The organism is Novosphingobium sp., assembly GCF_024642085.1.
Taxonomy (GTDB): domain Bacteria; phylum Pseudomonadota; class Alphaproteobacteria; order Sphingomonadales; family Sphingomonadaceae; genus Novosphingobium.
Genome location: NZ_JAHEBV010000004.1, coordinates 54,589 through 73,984 on the forward strand (window position 1 = coordinate 54,589; position 19,396 = coordinate 73,984).

Genomic DNA, 19,396 nt, shown 5'->3' on the forward strand with positions numbered 1-19,396 from the left:
TCAAAACGGAAAACGGGCTTTCGCCTGAATCTCACAATGCGGCATTTATATCCTTGCTACGCAATGGCAGCAGCGCTCTTTTGGGCGCTGCTGCTGTTCGTCATGCCTGCTGCCGCGCAAACAATCACAAATACCGCACGTGCCGATTGGGTCGACGCCGGTGTTGCCCGGACGATTGCCTCGAACACTGTTACGGTAGAGACGATCATTAATCCGATCGCACTTGAGACGTATCACCCGGTGCCGGGTTCATCGGCGGATCTGCCGATCAGGGCATCGCTCTGCGGCAATGCGCCGCTCGTAATCTTTCCCGGCTCTGCCGATGGCGGGATCGGTGTGCCAGCCACTCCAACGGCGCAGCTGAGGGTCGGTGAAGTCCTGGTCATCCGCGCGATTGCGCCGCTGGCCAACCTCGATCCTGCAGCGATCGACAAGCTGGCAGCCTCGATCTCGACACCCAGCGGAGACCGCGAAAGCCTGGAAATCTTTGAGACCGCGCCAAACTCGGGCATTTTTACCGGCGCAATCCGCACCCGTGCAATTCCCCCTGCCCCGACGTCTTTCGATTGCCAGTTAAGCGTCGCGTCGGGAGAGAGCATCACCGTATCGCTTGGCGGCGAGAACGGCTCTGCGCCACTCGTGGCAACAGTAGTTGCGGTCCTTGCCGATCCCTATGGCATCGTGTTCGACAGCGCCGATGGCTCTCCTGTATCCGGGGCTTCGGTTACCCTGGTCGATGCGGCGACCGGCAACCCGGCGACAGTCTTCGCCGACGATGGCATCACTCCCTGGCCATCTACAGTGATTACCGGCGAGGCGATCCGCGATGCTGCCGGCAACGTCTATCCCATGCAGCCCGGCGAGTATCGCTTTCCATTGGCGCCGCTGGGATCGTATCGCTTGGTCGTCGTTCCGCCAGCACCGTACACTGCGCCTTCCGCGGTTCAGCCATCTGGGCTATCCGGTCTGACGCGACCGGATGGCGGCGCGCTGATCATTGCTGCCGCGTCGTTTGGCGGCCAGTTGACGTTGGTATCGCCGGAACCCGTGCGCATCGACATCCCTGTCGACCGGCCAACGACATCAGTCACGATCACCAAGTCGGCGTCGAAGGCCCTAGCGCAGCCTGGCGACGCAATTTTCTATACTATTACGCTGCGCAATCCTGATCTCGCGCGTGCCAAACGCGGCGTTTCACTGGTCGACCTCCCCTCGCCATGGCTTCGCCTGCGCGCGGATTCGATCCGCGTTGATGGCCGCGCAGTGAATAATGGAGTCAGTATTGCGCCAGACGGCCGCCGCCTGGCAATCGACGTGGGATCGATCGCTGCGGGTGCTACGCTCAAGGTCACGTATGCGATGACCGTACGGCCCGATGCGCCAGCAGGCCAAGCCCTCAATCGCGCGATCGCGACTGACCCTTTCGGTGGAAACGCGGTTGCCGAAAACTCGATTAAAATCCAGCGTGATACGATTGCCTCAAGGCTGACGATCATCGGCCGCGTCACGCTCGGCATCTGCGCGGTTACCCGGGACCGGGTTGGCATCCCCGGGGTGAGAGTTATGCTAGAGGACGGGACTTTCGCAATCACTGACCTTGAGGGACGGTATCACTTCGAAGGCGTCGTTCCCGGCACTCACGTTGTTCAGGCACAGCGCCAGACGCTTCCCGCAGGCGGCAATTTCGTGGATTGTGATCGCTCGAGCCGGACCGCTGGAAGCGCCTCATCGCGCTTCGTAATCGGTCAAGGCGGCTCATTGTTAGTCGCTGATTTCACGGCCGACATTCCGGATTGGGCGCCACCCAAAAATATGATTCAACCGGTAGGCGGCAGTGATGAAACAGGTAAAACGATCGCAATCGGTGCGTTGCCCGCAGCATCTGAAATTTCTGCGCGTGAGGCGGCCGGCAACGATCGAGATTGGCTGGCAATGGGCGACGGGCCGAACGCCTTCCTGTTTCCAGAAATCGACCACAACCCCCGCGCTCCCGCCGTGCGTGTGGTCATTCGCCACCGGCCCGGCCAATCGGTTGAATTGACAGCCAATGGAAAGCCGGTCGCTGACCGCGCGCTGGATGGCGTGCGAACCGCTGCCGACGGAACCTTCTCGGTAAGCATTTGGCGCGGCGTGGCAGTCGAAGACGGAAAGACCAGATTCCGCGCCGTTGTGCGTGACAAAAATGGCTCGATTACTGACGACCTGACCCGCGATGTCGATTTCGTGGCGTCCCCCTGGCGCGCTGAAATCGTGCGCGAACGGTCCCACCTTGTGGCCGATGGCAGCGCCCGCCCGGTCATCGCGATACGTCTGACTGATCGCAGCGGCCGCCCTGTCCATTCTGGCGTTACGGGCAGTGTCAGGGTGGGCGCGCCGTACGAGAGCGCGGCACTGCTCGATCAACTGCAGTTGCGCCAACTTTCGGGCCAGGGTTCGGCAACCCCTTCGTGGACTATCGAGGGCGACGACGGCATCGCTTTGATCGAACTTGCGCCGACGATGATCAGCGGCCCGCTCCACCTGTCGTTTTCGTTCGCTGATCGCGAAGCGGCGCGTGAACAGGAACTTGAAAGCTGGATCTTGCCGGGCGATCTGGAATGGACTGTGGTCGGCTTGGCCGAAGGCTCTGTCGGCGCAAAGACGATTGCCGACAACATGGAGCGGACCGGAAGTTTTGACAGCGATCTGGGGAGCAAAGCGCGGGTAGCGCTGTATGCCAAAGGCCATGTTCTGGGTAAATTCATCGCAACCATCGCGTATGACAGCGCCAAACAGAAAGACGATCAACGTCTGCTCGGCATAATCGATCCGAACGCATACTACACCGTTTTTGCCGATGGCAGCGACAGACGCTTTGACGCTGCCAGTCGCGAGAAACTGTACCTACGCATAGAAACCAAAACGTTTTACGCACTTTACGGTGATTTCCTCACCGGATTTGATCAAACGGTTTTAGGGCGGTACGAACGCGCGGCAACGGGCGTGAAAGTCGAAGGCCGGTTTGGCGCTGCCCACGCACAGGCGTTTGCTGCGAAGATTGCAACCCGCTTCCGCCGTGATGAGATCCAGGGCAGCGGCCTGTCGGGCCCCTATCGTCTCGGCTCGCGTGATATCGTATCCAACAGCGAGATTGTTGCCATCGAAGTGCGTGATCGCCTTCGCTCCGAGGTTGTTGTCGAGCGCCGCGAGCTCTCACGGTTTATCGACTACGATATCGACGCTCTTTCAGGGACGATCGCTTTCAAGGAACCCATCCTCAGCCGCGACTTTTCTTTGAACCCGCAAATTATTGTTATTGATTATGAAGTGGCGGACGGGCTCGGTCGGGCAAACTGGAATGCAGGCGTGCGGGCCGACTATACGATTGGTGCAGATGCCGTTCGAATTGGCGTGACAGGAGTTTCCGACCAGGGTGACGGTGCACGGACAAATCTTGGTGCTGTAGACGTACGGGCGCGACTTGGCGGGGGCACCGAGCTGCGCGGCGAAATCGGTATCAGCCGGACCGCCGCGAGCGATGCTTCTGCCTGGCTTTTTGAAGCAGAGCATCGGACCGGCGCACTTGACGTTCTCGTCTATGCCCGCTCAATCGACGCAGCGTACGGCACTGGCCAGCAAACCGGTGCCGAACTCGGCCGGCGCAAGTTCGGGTTCGATGCTCGGTATGCGTTCGATCAGCACTTTTCGGTAACAGGAAGCGCCTGGTACGACGAAAGCCTTACTGATCCTTCCAACCGCCGTGCGGTTCAGGTTGCTGGTGCCTACCGGGCGGGCGACAGCGAACTGCGACTAGGACTTGCGCATCTCGATGATCGTCTGGCTGATGGAACGCGCGCTGCATCCACCGTCCTAGAGGGCGCGATCTCGCAGCGGTTGCTCGACAACAAGCTTGAACTGAGTGCGACCTCCAGCATCGCGTTGGATAAAGCCGAATCGATCGATCTGCCTGCTCGTCACCGCTTGCGCGCGCGCTATTCCGTTACCGATTGGCTGCGCCTTGTGGGCACTTACGAGATTGCAAAAGGCGAAACGATCGATGCGCGCACTTTTAATGCCGGTTTCGAGCTGTCCCCGTGGCAGGGATCGCGGATTGTCACGACGCTGGGCCAACAGGATATCGCCGAACAGGGCAAACGCAGCTACGCGGCGTTCGGCCTTTCGCAGAGTTTCGCCGTTTCTTCTGAACTTTCGTTCGACGCAACGCTTGACGGCAATCACAAGTTGGGCGGTGCAAATGCTTTTGACGTCGTCAATCCGCTGCACCCGGTTGCCTCAGGTGGCCACCTTTCGCAGGAAGGCGCGCAATTTGAGAATTTTGCGGCCGCAACCTTTGGCGCTTCGTGGCGCAAGGATCGCTGGTCGGCGACTGCGCGCGCTGAGTACCGCGCCGGCGAGTATGCCGATCGCGTGGGCGTTACGGCCGGCGTCATCCGCCAGCTAGATGACGGTATCGTGCTCGGTTCTGGTTTGACATGGACCAGGGCAACGGGAGACGGAAACGTCCGCACGGAAATCTTCGATGCGGCATTCTCGGCCGCATATCGACCCGCAGAATCCAGCTTCGCCCTTCTTGGCAAACTTGCCTATCGCAGTGACACAGTGACTAACGCAGTTGCCGGCGAAACCGGACCGGCCGGGCGCACTGCGCTGACCGTCGACGGTGATGCAAAGTCACGGCGATTGGTTGCAAGCCTGTCGAGCAATTGGTCGCCCCGAGGGATTGACGAGAAACGCGGCGTCGAGCAACTGGTCCGGCGGTCGGAAATCGGGGTCTTCCTCGGCGGTCGCTACAACTTCGACCGGATGGGGGACTTCGATCTTGCTGGAACGACCTTGCTCGGCGGGCTCGACCTGCGGATCGGCATTGGCGAACGGCTTGAACTTGGCGGATCGGCAACGGTGAGAGCCAATCTTTCAGACCACACAACCAGCTTTTCAATCGGTCCGCAGATCGGATTTGTGCCCGCCAAGGACACCCTGGTAACAATCGGCTACAACGTCGGCGGCTTCCGCGATCGGGATTTTTCCGAGGCGCGACACACAGAAAAAGGATTGTTCGCTGCGGTGCGCTTAAAGTTCGATGCCGACACATTCTCTTTTCTAGGGCTTGGTCGATGATAGTGCTTGTGGCTCGGATACTGCGCTTGCTGACGATCATCTGTGCCGTGGTCGTCACGTCGCTGCTCGGCGCTGCGCCCGTTTCGGCACAGACAACCGAGATTTGCCTGGGCCGAGTTATTACGACGCTCGATTTCAGTGCTACCCCGACTCTCGTTTCGGGCACTGCCCTCCAGCCTGGCGCAGTTTACCGCTACTCGAACGTAAACTTCGGTATTGATGCGCTGGTGCGCGTGGTTGCGTTCAATAACGGTGCCTCCCTCGCCACCATCGACAACAACACCGCCCCCATAGCTGGTGCGCCGGATTTGCGGGCATTCTTCAATCCCGAACTCGGTGGCGCTGATGCGCGAAGTGTGGATTTCCAATTCACCTTCGTGGTGGCGGGCACGAACACGCCTCTACCGTTCGATTTCGTTGCAACCGCCATCGATGTTGATGGCGACAGCGTGTCACTGCGCGAGTACGCAGAGTTTCAGAATATCTATGCCGAGTATCTGCTGAATTCGCCAACCAACATCAACGTGAGCGCAGCAGGCGCCAATACACGTTTTGAATCGGCCACGACATTTACGGCGCCCGGCATCGACCCGACCGCAAACCAGAATATCGCCGCTACCTTCTATTCGCAGAAGAGTGCTTTCAACTACCGGATCGGTGCGCTGGGCACCGGGGCAACTGTCCGTCTGACCTCGCTTCAGTTCACCTGCCCCAATTTGCCCGCCCCTACCGGCAATCCTGTTTCGCAGGACTTTGGTGATGCGCCCAGCTCGTACGGAAACCCGCGCCACGACATAATTGCAGGATACCGGCTTGGCGCGGCGATCACTGGCGAGACAGGCCCTTACAACAGCGCCAATGCAAGCGCGGACTCGGGCGACGATGGAGTAACGTTCAGCGTCATACGGCCAAACAATATCGCAACGATCACCGTTACTGTTCTGGGCACAGCCGGGCGGTTACAGGCCTGGTTCGACTGGAATCAAGATGGCGACTTCCTCGATCCGGGCGAGCAGGTCGCCACTAACATTACCGACAACGGTACCGGAGATACCAGTGCTACTGTGGGCACGATCCGCCTGTCAGTAGCGGTGCCGGCATCCGTCGCGCTCGGCCAGACCTTTGCGCGTTTTCGCTGGTCAAGTCAGTCAGGCCTGGATGCGACCACATTGGTGGGCCGGGACGGCGAGGTTGAGGACTATGCGGTAACGGTGCTTGGGGCACCGCTCTTGACCACATCCAAGACGAGCGTGGTTTACACTACCACGACCTTCAACGGCTACAGCGTCCCCGGAAACGACGTGCTTTACACAATCACCACATCGAACTTGGGGTCGGCGGCTACCGATAGCGGCAGCGTGTTCATCGTGGATTCGCTTCCCGCGCAAATTGATGCGTTTGTTGGGGATTTCGATGGTGCCGGCCCAGCCACTGGCACGATCTTATTCACGCAGTCGAATGGCGCCGCACTGACGTTTACCCCATCGACCGATCTAAAGTATTCCAACCTCGTGGCGGCACCGGCAAGCTTTGCCGCATGCACGTATACCCCCACGGTGTCGGGCACTTACGACACTGCAATCCGCCATATTTGCCTTAACCCAAAGCAATCGTTGGGCTTTGGTTCCCCTTCTCCGACGTTCACGGTGCAGTTCCGGGCACGGATAAAATAGTGACTTGCTGAAATGGTGAGGCCTCGTCATCCACGACGGCAAGCGGGTCATGATTGAAGAACGCACGGGGCGGGCCTTCCGAAATCCAACCACGTTATAACGCCCTGGACGCCTCGTATCGCGACCGCCCAGTCTGCCAATTTTCTTTCAGTCCGCAGGGGCGAAACGCGCTGCCACGCGCTTCAGTCCTTCGACAGCGGCGGCAAAGAACAAGCCGCCCAGGACCGTAGTGGCCAGCAGCTGTCCCCAATTGACATGCAGCTGCACCAGTGGGGCTGCGGCCAGAGTGACGAAAAGCATGGTTGCGTTATTCACGATTTTCGGGATCGCCTTGATAATGTCGAGATACAGCGCAAGCAGCAGCGCTACCAGCGAAAGCGCCATGCCGAGCCCGCCCATATGGGTCGGACCATAAGCCAGAAACCAGGCAACTGCTATTCCGACCACCGATCCGACCAATGCGGCGGGAAAACGACTGATTTCGAGTTCGCCGTTGTTGGCCCAATACCATAGCAGCATGAATGCGCCGACCAGTGCCGTGTCTGCCACAAATTGAAGTGCGACGGCCATGTAAGCAACCAGCAGAACCACAACGATGGCTAATATGGCCAGACCTGCAATCGGGGTTGGCGGTGGCACCTGCGGCGGTGCTGCATTCGAGTCTTCCATGTGTGTCCCTCCCCTGATTAAGCGGCCTTTCGCCGTCTCGACCCAGAGTTAGAACGCATCGCGCAGGTTCTATCCAGCAAATTGTTATGGACGGTCAGATGTGGATCGCGCGGCCGTATGCGGCCAGCACGCTTTCGTGCATCATCTCCGACAAGGTCGGGTGTGGAAATACCGTCGCCATCAATTCGGCCTCGGTCGTCTCCAGCGTCTTGCCGACGACATAGCCTTGGATCAGTTCGGTAACCTCTGCGCCGATCATGTGTGCGCCCAGCAGTTCGCCAGTCTTGGCGTCGAACACCGTCTTGATGAACCCTTCCGCTTCGCCCAGGGCGATTGCCTTGCCGTTGCCGATGAACGGGAAAGCTCCCGCCTTCACTTCGTAACCTTCTTCCTTTGCCCTGGCCTCGGTCAGGCCGACGCTGGCAATCTGTGGGTGGCAATAGGTGCAGCCCGGTATGTTGCGTTTGTCCATCGCATGGGGATGAACGTCCGTGTTGCCCAATTCCTGTGCAATCGCCTCAGCCGCTATCACGCCTTCGTGGCTGGCCTTGTGCGCCAGCCAGGGGCCAGGCGTAACATCGCCGATTGCCCAGACGCCCGGGACATTGGTGCGGCCCATTCCGTCAATGGCAATAATCCCGCGGTCCGCTGCTATGCCAAGCGCTTCCAGCCCAATGTTCTCGGTATTCGGCGTGATGCCCACCGCCACAATGACATGGCTGAAATCTGATGTAGCAACCTTGCCGTCCCTGCCCTTGATCGCAGCCTTGACGCCTGTTGCTGACACATCGATCTTTTCTACCCCGGCGCCGGTCAGAATCTGCATACCCTGTTTTTTCAAGGCCTTTTCGAGGAATGCGGATACGTCCGCATCTTCAACCGGGACTATGCGGTCCATCATTTCGATAACGGTCACGTCCGCGCCCATATCGTTGTAAAAGCTGGCAAACTCAATCCCGATGGCGCCAGATCCGATAACCAGCAACTTGCTGGGCATTTCCTTGGGCGTCATCGCATGGCGATAGGTCCACACCCGTTCGCCATCAGCCTTGGCGAAAGGCAGATCGCGCGCTCGCGCCCCAGTTGCAACGATGATGTGTTTGGCGCTGATCGTTTCGGGGCCCTTTTCACCGGCCACTTCCATTTTGCCCGCGCCTGTCATGACGCCAGTCCCCAGATGGACCGCGATCTTGTTCTTTTTCATCAGGTGGGTCACGCCCTGATTAAGTTGCTTGGCCACCCCACGGCTGCGCGCGACCACTGCGTTCAGATCGGCGCTGATCTTTTCGGCGGCCAGGCCATAATCCTTGGCGTGCTGCATATAGTGAAAGATCTCGGCAGAGCGCAGCAGCGCCTTGGTCGGGATGCAGCCCCAGTTAAGGCATATCCCGCCGAGCAGTTCTCGCTCGACAATCGCGACTTTCAGCCCCAACTGCGCCGCCCGGATCGCCGCGACATAGCCGCCGGGGCCTGAACCGAGCACGATGACGTCGTATTGGTCTGCCATGTTTCAATCAGCTCCATTGAGTGCGCGCGGAAGGCCATTCTCATCCAGCAACACGAACTTGAATTGCCCTTTGGCGACTTCGGTCAGTTTCTCGCCATGGCGCTCTCGCCCCTCGCCCCGCGCGGCGACAGTCAGCGAAGTGCGGCCTTGCGCGATAATTTCTGCGAAGATCGACAATTCATCTCCCACCGCCATCGTGCCGGGAAAGGTGAAGTCAGTTGCAAGGACGACCACCGCCTTGCCCTTCCCCTGGCGTGACGCTAGCGACCCGGCGCCCAGCGCCAACTGGCTCATTAGCCAGCCGCCGAACACTCCGCCGTAGGGGTTGAGGTCAGTCGGCATGGCAGTAACTCTGATAACCAGATCCTCAGCCATGGCAGATCACGCCACCAAACCCAGCGGCGCCTCGACCAGATCCTTGAACGCTTGCATCAGCGCTGCCCCGTCGGCTCCGTCGATCGCGCGGTGATCGAAACTTCCGGTGGCAGACATAACCGTTGCCACGGCCAGCGCGCCATCAATCACATAGGGACGCTGTTCGCCCGCGCCGACCGCCATGATCATGGCCTGGGGCGGGTTGATCACGGCGTCGAACTGTTTGATCCCGAACATGCCCAGGTTTGACAGGCTGGCCGTTCCGCCCTGGTATTCGTGAGGCTGCAATTTTCCTTGCTTGGCCTTATCGGCCAGCGCCTTCATTTCGGTGCTGATCTGGGCCACGCCCTTGCTGGCAGCATCGACAATGATTGGGGTGATCAAGCCAGAGGGCGCCGCAACCGCCACGGATACATCGGCGCGGGTATACTTGCGCAGTTCCTCGCCGGCAAAGCTGACGTTGCACTTGGGCGCGCGGATCAGAGCTTTGCCCAGCGCCTTGATCAACAGATCGTTGACCGACAACTTGACGCCATCGGGCTCCAGTGCCTTATTCAGTTCGCTGCGCAGCTTGAGCAATGCATCGAGCCGCATATCGACTGTCAGGTAAATGTGCGGGATGGTCTGCTTGGCCTCTGTCAGGCGGCGGGCAATAACCTTACGGATATTATTGAGCTTTTCGGCTTCATAGGGGATGCCAAAATCGGAAACGGCTGCGGGCGAAGGTGCCGAAGCGGCAGCAGGCTCAGAAACAGCGATTGTCGCCAACGCAGCAGTGCCAGGTTGCGCTGCGTCAACGTCTGACTTCACGATGCGCCCATTTGGTCCAGAGCCTTTGACGCTGCTGAGATCGATCCCCTTCTGCTCGGCAAGGCGTTTGGCGAGCGGCGAGGCGATGATACGGTCACCGTCCCCAAGCGCTGCTGCCGCAGGTCGTGCAGGGGCAGCAGCGGGTGAAGGCGGAACGTTTGACGCAACTGGCGCGGACGCCACTGCAGCAACCGGCGGCGGCATATTGGCTTGGGGCACGGGGCTTGCATCATCGTCCTCACCCGCAATCGTCGCAATCACGGTGCCGACTTTCACGCCTTCGCTGCCTTCAGGCACGGATATCGAAGTGATTACGCCTTCGTCGACCGCTTCGAACTCCATCGTGGCCTTGTCGGTTTCGATCTCGGCCATGATGTCGCCGGACGATACCGTGTCTCCGACTTTGACAAGCCACTTGGCAAGCGTACCCTCCTCCATCGTGGGAGACAGGGCGGGCATCTTGATGTTGATGGGCATTGGTGCTGTCCGGTCCTCATTCCAAGGCGCTGCTAACGCTATGTCCTTGGCCAAATCTGCGCCGTTCGGCAAGGTCCTTGCTTCGAATACGATTGTGCCCGATATGCCCGAAGAACGGGGAAAACCACGCATGCGCGTCTATCTAGTGATCATGGATGAAACTGACGAGGCGAGCACTGCACTGCGCTTTGCAGCGGGGCGCGCTGCGCAAACCGGCGGTCAGGTTCACCTGCTTGCGTTGGTGCCGCGCGAACCCTTCGTCGCTTTGGGAAGCATCCAGGCAACCATTGAAGAAGAGTCCCGCGCACGGGCCGAGGCGCTAGTCACGACGGCCGCTGGTAACCTGCTCAGCAAGGGCGGCCAAATGCCGGCCATCGCGGTAAAAACCGGCAATGGTGAACAGGTAGTGCGCGAATACCTTTCTGACCATCCCGAGGTTTCGGCGTTGGTTCTGGGCGCGGCGGCAAATGGCGGGCCGGGACCGCTGGTGTCGCACTTCACGGCCATGGCGGGGCAGCTGCCCTGCCCGGTATACGTCATTCCTGGCGGGCTAACGGACACGGACCTTGAACGCCTGGTTTGATCAGCGCCGCTTGCCCTGATGACGGATATTGCCGGGCCGGCCTCGTTGCCCGGAGAAGTGAGTACCTTTCTTCTTGAGCGGAAGCGGCCGACCGCGCGGTTCGATGCGCGTTCCGGTTCCTCCTTCCGGTTCAAACTTAAGCGCGCCGGTAAGTGGGTTTGCCTCAGCCAGCTTGAGCCGCATTCTCTGGCCCATGGCAAAGCGGATGCCGGTACTTTCGCCTTGCAGAACCTGGGCCTTCTCATCGTGGAAAAACCGTTCATCGCCTAGCACCGATACCGGCACCAGGCCGTCTCCGCCCAGACCGATGATGGTCGCAAACAGGCCAAAGCGCTGCACCCCGGTAATCCGGGTTTCGAACACCTCACCCACACGGGATGACAGCCATGCAGCGACATAACGGTCGGTTGTTTCGCGTTCAGCCATCATGGCGCGGCGCTCGGCGGCGCTGATCGCCTCGCTCACCCGCGTCAGATCGGCGCGGTCGCGCTCGGATAAGCCGGACGTGGCCGGAATGTCGGATTTTGGTTCAGGCTGTTCCAAACTAAACCCGTCCACCAGGGCCCGGTGGACCAGCAGATCGGCATAGCGCCGGATCGGTGAGGTAAAGTGCGCATAGCTGGCCAGCGACAGGCCAAAGTGTCCGGCATTGCGCGGCCCGTAATAGGCCTGGGTCTGGCTGCGCAGTACTGCCTCCATGATTAGGGCCTTTTCGCTTTCGTCGCTGACATCCTTGATCAAGCGGTTAAAAAGTGTTGGCGTCACCACTTGCCCCAGCGCCAGCTTGCGTTCAAACGTGGCAAGATAGTCCTTTAACGCGACTAGTTTCTCGCGGCTGGGCGGCTCGTGTATGCGGTAGACAACAGGTGCGACCTTGCTTTCCAAAGCTTTGGCTGCGGCGACATTGGCCGCGATCATGAAGTCCTCGACCACCCGGTGAGCGTCGAGCCGTTCGCGCACGGCAATCTCCTCAATCTTGCCGGCCTCGTTCAGCACGACGCGGCGTTCGGGTAATTCGAGCGCCAGTGGGTCGCGGTCACTTCGTGCTTTTTCCAAAGCGCGCCACGCTCCCCACAGGTCGCTCAGGCTCTTTGCTGCGTCGCCCGCTTCGATCCGTCGCTGAGCTTCTTCATAGGCGATGACTTCGGCAATCTGCACTACTGCCCGTGTAAATCGCCATCCGGTGACCTTGCCTGTCGCTGCGATCTCCATATGGCAGACCATGGCCGCGCGCGGCTCCCCTGCGCGCAGCGAGCAGACATCGGCACTAAGCACTTCCGGCAACATTGGCACGACACGGTCCGGAAAATAGACAGAGTTTCCGCGTTTGCGGGCTTCGCGGTCAAGAGCACCGCCTGGTCTGACATAGTAGCTAACATCGGCAATCGCCACGACCGCGCGGAAGCCCCCGTTGCCGTCGGGTTCGGCCCAGATGGCATCGTCATGGTCGCGCGCGTCACTGGGATCAATCGCAACGATCGGCAAGTGGCGCAGGTCTTCGCGCGCGTCGGTCCCGACCGGCAGCTTCGCCGCCAGTTCGGCTTCCGCCACCGTCTCCGGATGGAACGCAAAGGGAATGCCGTGCTTGTGGATCGCGATCAGACTGAACGCCTTGGGCGCAAGCGGATCGCCGAGAATCTCTGTGACCTTCACGCCCGAGCGCGGCGATTTACCTGCAGGTTCGGCCAGCACCAGTTGCCCCGCTTCGGCGCCGCCAAGATCGGCAATCGGGGCGGCGCTGCGCTCTCGCTTGTCGACCGGGGCTAGCCAGCCTTTGCCCGCCTTATCGATTTCGACCACGCCCATGATCTGATCGGCCATGGTTGGCAGCTTCTTCATCGGGTGGGCGATCCAGCCCGTCGCGGTCTCCTCGGTCCGGGCCAACACCCGATCGCCCTTGCGCAGTGCTGAATTCCTGCCCTTCTCGCGGATACGCAGACGCGGAGGCGGAGTGGCGTCGTCTGGCGTCCAGCTATCGGGTACTGCCACCGGTTCGCCGTCGTCAACATCCACGACCCGCAGCACGGCGACCTTCGCGACACCGCCCATCCGGTGGAATGCAGTGCGATTGCCGTCGATCAGTCCCTCTTCAGCCATGTCCTTGAGCAGCGACTTGAGCGCGATCTTTTCTTGCCCCTTCAAGCCAAATGCGCGGGCAATCTCGCGTTTACCTGCGGGATCGGAGCTGGAAGCGATAAAATCGAGGATCTGCTGGCGGGTGGGAAGACCGGGCTGAGGACGCTGTGCCTTGGCCAAGTCAGTAGGCCCGCGCTACGTAAATGCGCTCAACCGCTGGCTCGCCGGTGAACAGGCATTTGCCCAACACCGGAGAGCCGCCAATCGGGGTGTTGCGGATAGTCAGCTTCAGCGCTTTTAGCTTTTGAACCACCGCATCAAGCGCGGCGCCGGTCGGCCGTGCCCATTCCAGTTCAACCCAGCCAGGATAGCGCTTGTCTTCGCTGAAGAACGTTTCGAGGCCAGCCAGTTCCGTGATTCCACGGTGGATTTGTCCGTCACGACGAGCGGTCGCATCGGCGTGAAGCGAACGCTGCACATCCTCAAGTTCAGCCACGGCCTGCCCAAGAAACTCGTCCCTGGTCTGGGCGGTAAAATTGACTCTACCATCGGGCCGCCACAGTCGATCCCGGCGGACAACTGAAATTTGGCCGCCAGCAGCGTCCCGTCCGCCGATTTCAAGGATCAGCGGAACGCCCTTTTTGACCCAAGCCCAGCGCTTTTGCGTGGCCTTGCCGGCGCGCTTGTCGAGCAGGACGCGGATCGGTTCCCCAAGCGCATTTAGTGCAGCCAAACTACATCTGATTTCTTCGCAATAGGCCAGCAATGCCTCGTCGCCGTCATCATCGCGCAGCATTGGAAGGATGACAATCTGCTGCGGCGCGACGCGGGGCGGCACGCGCAGGCCATCATCGTCACCGTGAACCATGATAAGCCCGCCGATCATCCGGGTCGAAACGCCCCAACTGGTCGTATGGCACAGCGCCTGCTGCCCTTCCTTGTCCTGATAGCGGATGCCCGCTGCTTCGGCGAAGCCAGTTCCAAGGTAATGTGACGTGCCAGCTTGCAGCGCCTTGCCATCCTGCATCATCGCTTCAATTGAATAGGTTGCAACCGCGCCGGGGAAGCGCTCATTCTCGGGCTTTTCGCCGACAATCACAGGGATCGCCAGGTCGTCTTCTGCCACCTGCCGATACATTTCCAGCGCGCGCAGTGTTTCTGCCATCGCGTCAGCTTTGTCGGCGTGAGCGGTATGGCCTTCCTGCCACAGAAACTCGCTTGTGCGCAGGAACATGCGGGTGCGCATTTCCCAGCGCACGACATTGGCCCATTGGTTGGTCATCAATGGCAAATCGCGCCACGACTGGATCCAGCGCGCCATGGCCTGACCGATCACTGTTTCGGAAGTAGGGCGAACGATCAGCGGTTCTTCCAGCTTGGCCTCGGGGTCTGGTATCAACCCGCCCTTGCCATCCTGAATGAGGCGATGGTGGGTTACGACTGCCATTTCCTTGGCAAAACCGTCGACATGCTCGGCCTCTTTGGCAAAGTAGCTCAAGGGGATGAACAGCGGAAAGTAGCAGTTGTCGACCCCGGCGGCTTTGATCCGGGCGTCCATCAGCTTTTGGATGCGTTCCCAGATCCCGTAGCCCCAAGGGCGAATCACCATACAGCCGCGCACACCGCTTTCCTCAGCCATTTCGGCCTCAGCAATGACGTCTTGGTACCAGGCGGCGAAATCGGCGTCACGGGTGACGTTCAAGGCGTGGCGAATGGCGGGCTGTTGACTCATGCCCGCGCCGTTAGCCGGTTATTGTCGCAGGTTCAAACCCGCGATCATTTGCCAAGCTTGTCGAGCTTTTCCTGCATTGCGGCCATCTGGGATCGCAGCGCGGCGATTTCATCATCGCGGCTATCATCCTTGCTGGTGGGTTTTTCATCACCTAGCCCCGGAACGAAGGCTGATGCGGCGGCCTTGAACATGGCCAGGTTCTGCTGCGCAAGTTTTGCCAGTGGGTTGGCACCAAGGCTGGCCTCAAACGCTTCGCGCAGTTTCGCCTGGTTGGACCGGAAATTGTCCATCGAGGCTTCAAGATAATGCGGCACCAGGCTTTGCATCGAATTGCCATACATGCCGATTAGCTGGCGCAGGAAGCTGACAGGCAGCATCTGTTCACCACCAGCGCTTTCTTCTTCCATGATGATCTGGGTCAATATCGAATGCGTGATGTCCGCACCGCTTTTCGCGTCGAGGACTTTGAAATCGATTCCCTCGCGCGTCATCTTGGAAAGATGATCAAGTGTAATGTAGCTTGACGACTTGGTGTTGTAGAGCCGCCGGTTGGCATATTTCTTGATGATAACGGTCTCGCCGCTAGCTTCGCTCATAACCTGTCCCCTGCAGGATGTGTCTCCCGCGCTGGCCGTAGCGTTAGCACTTGCAGCAACGGCATTGCAACAAAACCTTGCTGCGCAGCATCAGCTCGCAAATCTGCGGCCCAACCCGGTCAACAGTTCATATTGTGACAACCCGGTTTTCGCAGCTGCGTCTGGCAAATCATAAACCACCTCGACCCAGTCCCCTTCTGCCAACGTTGGCGCATTGCTCAGATCAATAACGGTCATGTCCATCGACACACGGCCAATCACCGGTAAGGCTTGACCCTGATGGATCATCGTCCCGGCGTTTGACCACACGCGAAAATAGCCATCGGCATAGCCTAGGCTGACCACCCCGACCCGCATCTGGCGGGATGCAACATAGGTCGCGTTGTAGCCGACGCTGTCTCCGGATTTCAGTTCACGCACCTGAATGATCGCAGCTTCCAGACGGGCAACCTGCGCAATCTTGCCGTCTAGCGCAGCGCACGGTGTGCCGCCGTATATCGCAATGCCTGGCCGGGTAAGGTCACCGTGATAGGCAGAGCCCAAGGTGATACCTGCGCTGTTTGCAAGGCTGGCCCGGCGGTGAGCGACCTGGCCGCGCGCATCGTTCCACCGCTCGAGTTGCAACGCGTTGAGGTGCGAGACCTCGTCTGCCGAGGCAAGGTGAGAGTGCAAAATATCAATGCTGAGCTGCAAGATCAGCGAATCGCCAAGGTCGGTCAAAGGCAAACCGATACGGTTGATCCCGGTATCGACCATAACGTCACACTGCCCCCCGCCCGCATCAATCCAGCGCCGCGCCTGGGCCAGCGAGTTGATGACCGGTTTGACGCCAAGATGCCGCGCATAGATCGCGTCTTGCTCCGTTAGCGGACCGTGCAGCACCGATACAGAAGCCGCCGGCACGTGCGCTGCGACTGGCCCGGCTTCTGACCAGTGCGCCACGAAAAAATCACGGCAGCCTGCCTCCCAAAGCGCTGGAACCGTTTTGCCAATTCCAAGTCCATAAGCATTGGCCTTGACTGCAGCGCCGGCTTCGGCGGCTCCTGATAAGCGGTTCAGCGTATTCCAGTTCGCCACCAATGCGCGGGAATCAACTGTCAGGCGCAACGCTGGTGACGGTTCCTTAGGTTGCATCGTCGGCAAAATCGCTCGGGGGTCCGCCGCGCAGGCCCCACCATCCTACAATCAAGGCCATCAGCACCACGACCCAGGTGTACCATAGACCGGAATAGGGGTTTCCGGTTTTGGCCACGATATAGCTGGAAATCAGCGGAAGAAAGCCACCGAAATAACCCGATCCGATATGGTATGGGATCGACATCGACGAATAGCGCACTTTGGGCGGAAACATCTCTGCCAGCAACGCTGCGACCGAACCGTAGGTCGCGCCAGACAGCGCCATCAGCACCAAAATCGCGACCAGTATAATCAGGCCCTGTGTCAGGGACGGCACAATCTTGGGGATAGCAAAGATAGGCTTGCCCATGACCGCTTCGAGATTAGCCTTGCGCGTCTTGGGGTCCGCCAGATCGACATCCGCCAGCGAAACAGCACCATCGCCGCGACCCATCTGCAGTTCCGCCGCCACTTCGACATTGTAGGGAATGCCTGCCGACGCAAAGTCACCGAGAACTTTGCCGCAACGAGTCGGTTGTTCCTTGGCAAACGGGCTATAGCTGCAATCAGGTCCGCGTATGGTCCATTCGGTCTGCGTGGCAGATGTGCGTGTCGTCGATCCCATTAACCAGAACGCAGGAAACAGCAGCAGCAGGGTCAGCACATAACCGATCACGATTGGCTTTTTGCGGCCAACCCGATCAGACCACGAACCCGCCATCAGGTAAAACACCATGCCTAGCGCTGCACCGAGTCCGACGATTCCTTCGGCATAAGTGTCCTGTACATGCAGCGCGTTTTTGACAAAGGCGAGGCCCGAAAACATCGCGGTGTAGAAGATTACGGTGAGGCCAGCAGCCACCCCAAATAACGCCACGAATATCCGTCGTTTGTTGCCAGGGTAAGTGAAGCTTTCGACAAAGGGGTTTACCGCCACTTCGCCAGCTTCTTTCATCGCCTTGAATACAGGACTTTCAGAGAGTTTCATGCGCATCCAGAGCGAAACGGCCAGCAGGCCGAGACTAAGGATAAAGGGCACACGCCAGCCCCAGGCCGCCCATTGATCGGCCGAAAGCATGGTCTTGCATGTCAATACTACCAGCAGGCTCAGCACAAACCCGCCGACGACGCTGGCCTGAATGAAGCTGGTGAAGAAACCGCGCCTACCTGGCGGAGAATGCTCGGCCACATAGATCGCTGCTCCGCCGTATTCTCCGCCCAGTGCAAGACCCTGCAGGATCCGCAGCAGAATGACGAGGGCGGGTGCTGCCCAACCGATGGTAGCGGCCGATGGCACCAGGCCGACCCCCGCAGTAGCTATCCCCATCAAGGTGACGGTGACGAGGAAGGTGTACTTGCGCCCCAGCCGGTCGCCCAGGTAACCAAACAGGATCGCACCCAAGGGCCGGAAGCCAAAACCGACGGCGAAGACGAGCCAGAAAAGCAGCGTTTCAAGCGTTGCGTTGCCACTCGGAAAAAATGCCTTCGCGAGAATTGAGCCCAAGGCACCGTAAATGAAGAAATCATACCATTCGAACACCGTCCCCATCGACGATGCCGCAATGACAAGGCGGATTTCGCTGGCACTAGGCTCGGCCGCGGTCACAACACCTTGCTCATTCAATGCTATTCTCCCGATCCTTACGTCGCCTGCTTCGCGCTCTAGCTGGATGGATCGTTGCTGGAAAGCGCAGCGATTGCAGCCTTCCACGGCAACAGGATCGCCCCGTGCCTCCCAGGATAGGCCTGCGCGGCGGCTATCGCGGCAAGGCCGGGCCATTCGGGCAATACCGCATCGCCGCGCAGCCAGGCTTCGATCTGCTGAAAGAAAGAGACAAGGTCGTCCGCATTACGGCCTATGGCTGCTTCGGCAAAGATCGCAGCAGAAGCTTGTCCGATTGCGCACGCATGTGTTCGAAGGCCAACTGCGGTAATCCTGCCCATCCCGTCAGTGCCCAGCTGAACGGAAAGAGTTGAGCCACATGCCGGCGAACGGGCATCACCCGCATGCGGCAGCGCAGGGTCAGGAGGATAGCTTGCCAAACTGGTTGCCAGGGCCAGAACCTGCGGCGTGTACAGCACCGTCGAGGTGTTCACAGCCTAGTCCTGCTTGTGTTTCTTGCCGGACTTTTTCGCTGCCTGCGCCTTGGTGTCGGCGTCCAGCGCTTCTTGCCGTCGCTGCGCCAATATCTGTACCATTTCGCGGCTGGCGGCATCGATGAAAGGATACGAGCGGGACTGGCTGATCCAGTCGGGCCGCCCGTTGGCGCCCCACACCGTATCATAGCCCAGGACCAAAACAGAAAACGCCATCACTGCAATAAGAACGCCTTTCAGCGTGCCGAAGCCAAAGCCTAGAACGCGGTCGATCGGGCCAAGCGCGGAATCCCGACTGGCTGAGCCGAGCCGCGAAGCAAGCAGCTTTACGATGGCATAAGGGATCAGCAGCAGCATGGCGAAGCCAAGTACCGCCGCGCCGGATTCGGTGCCAACACGCGGGCCGAGCCATTCAGACAGTGGCGTATGAAGCGAATGAATTGCAAAGACTGACAGCACCCAGGCGGCGAGAGTCAGCACTTCCTGCACAAAACCGCGCATGAAACCGGTGACAGCACCAAGGCCCACCAGCAATAGAACAGCGATATCAAATCCGGTCATATGCTG

14 protein-coding genes are annotated in these 19,396 nt (G+C 59.6%); 3 read left to right on the forward strand and 11 right to left on the reverse strand.

Annotated features, from left to right (window positions below):
* The first annotated feature begins 63 nt into the window (after window positions 1-63).
* Window positions 64-5,118, forward strand: a complete 5,055-nt coding sequence (locus Q0L62_RS02830) for a hypothetical protein (RefSeq protein ID WP_296676102.1) — start codon at window positions 64-66, stop codon at window positions 5,116-5,118.
* A 26-nt stretch (window positions 5,119-5,144) separates the two neighbouring features.
* Entirely contained in the window at window positions 5,145-6,791 is a 1,647-nt protein-coding gene (locus Q0L62_RS02835) for a GEVED domain-containing protein (RefSeq protein ID WP_296676105.1), read from the forward strand.
* A gap of 147 nt (window positions 6,792-6,938) precedes the next feature.
* Here Q0L62_RS02835 and Q0L62_RS02840 read toward each other — a convergent pair whose 3' ends face one another.
* The 4 genes from Q0L62_RS02840 to Q0L62_RS02855 form a co-directional block, all read right to left on the reverse strand.
* Window positions 6,939-7,460, reverse strand: coding sequence for a hypothetical protein (locus Q0L62_RS02840; protein ID WP_296676108.1), 522 nt, complete (start codon window positions 7,458-7,460; stop codon window positions 6,939-6,941).
* A 94-nt stretch (window positions 7,461-7,554) separates the two neighbouring features.
* The gene (gene lpdA / locus Q0L62_RS02845; protein ID WP_296676114.1) at window positions 7,555-8,967 is read right to left on the reverse strand and encodes a dihydrolipoyl dehydrogenase; all 1,413 of its coding nucleotides are present in this window, start codon (window positions 8,965-8,967) and stop codon (window positions 7,555-7,557) included.
* A gap of 3 nt (window positions 8,968-8,970) precedes the next feature.
* On the reverse strand, window positions 8,971-9,342 hold the full coding sequence (locus Q0L62_RS02850; RefSeq protein WP_296676116.1) for a hotdog domain-containing protein: 372 nt from the start codon (window positions 9,340-9,342) through the stop codon (window positions 8,971-8,973).
* A gap of 6 nt (window positions 9,343-9,348) precedes the next feature.
* Window positions 9,349-10,629 (reverse strand): pyruvate dehydrogenase complex dihydrolipoamide acetyltransferase, encoded by a 1,281-nt coding sequence (locus Q0L62_RS02855; RefSeq protein ID WP_296676119.1) that lies wholly within the window; start codon window positions 10,627-10,629, stop codon window positions 9,349-9,351.
* 130 nt (window positions 10,630-10,759) lie between these two features.
* Between Q0L62_RS02855 and Q0L62_RS02860 the strand changes: the two genes are divergently transcribed.
* A complete protein-coding gene (locus Q0L62_RS02860; protein WP_296676324.1) occupies window positions 10,760-11,212 on the forward strand; it encodes a universal stress protein in 453 nt (150 codons plus the stop codon).
* Here Q0L62_RS02860 and Q0L62_RS02865 read toward each other — a convergent pair whose 3' ends face one another.
* From Q0L62_RS02865 to Q0L62_RS02895, 7 genes are all read right to left on the reverse strand, one after another.
* Window positions 11,213-13,468: a ribonuclease R family protein gene (locus tag Q0L62_RS02865; RefSeq protein ID WP_296676121.1), complete on the reverse strand. Its 2,256-nt coding sequence runs from the start codon at window positions 13,466-13,468 to the stop codon at window positions 11,213-11,215.
* A gap of 1 nt (window position 13,469) precedes the next feature.
* On the reverse strand, window positions 13,470-15,020 hold the full coding sequence (locus Q0L62_RS02870) for an aminoacyl--tRNA ligase-related protein (protein ID WP_296676124.1): 1,551 nt from the start codon (window positions 15,018-15,020) through the stop codon (window positions 13,470-13,472).
* A 44-nt stretch (window positions 15,021-15,064) separates the two neighbouring features.
* Window positions 15,065-15,616, reverse strand: a complete 552-nt coding sequence (gene phaR, locus Q0L62_RS02875) for a polyhydroxyalkanoate synthesis repressor PhaR (RefSeq protein ID WP_296676127.1) — start codon at window positions 15,614-15,616, stop codon at window positions 15,065-15,067.
* 90 nt (window positions 15,617-15,706) lie between these two features.
* Window positions 15,707-16,750, reverse strand: a complete 1,044-nt coding sequence (gene alr, locus Q0L62_RS02880; protein WP_296676130.1) for an alanine racemase — start codon at window positions 16,748-16,750, stop codon at window positions 15,707-15,709.
* Window positions 16,740-18,356 (reverse strand): MFS transporter, encoded by a 1,617-nt coding sequence (locus tag Q0L62_RS02885; RefSeq protein WP_296676133.1) that lies wholly within the window; start codon window positions 18,354-18,356, stop codon window positions 16,740-16,742. The genes alr and Q0L62_RS02885 overlap by 11 nt, the downstream gene beginning before the upstream one ends.
* A gap of 38 nt (window positions 18,357-18,394) precedes the next feature.
* Window positions 18,395-18,829: an iron-sulfur cluster assembly scaffold protein gene (locus Q0L62_RS02890; RefSeq protein ID WP_296676136.1), complete on the reverse strand. Its 435-nt coding sequence runs from the start codon at window positions 18,827-18,829 to the stop codon at window positions 18,395-18,397.
* Between the two features lie 3 nt (window positions 18,830-18,832).
* Window positions 18,833-19,390 (reverse strand): CvpA family protein, encoded by a 558-nt coding sequence (locus Q0L62_RS02895; protein ID WP_296676139.1) that lies wholly within the window; start codon window positions 19,388-19,390, stop codon window positions 18,833-18,835.
* Window positions 19,391-19,396: the final 6 nt, after the last annotated feature.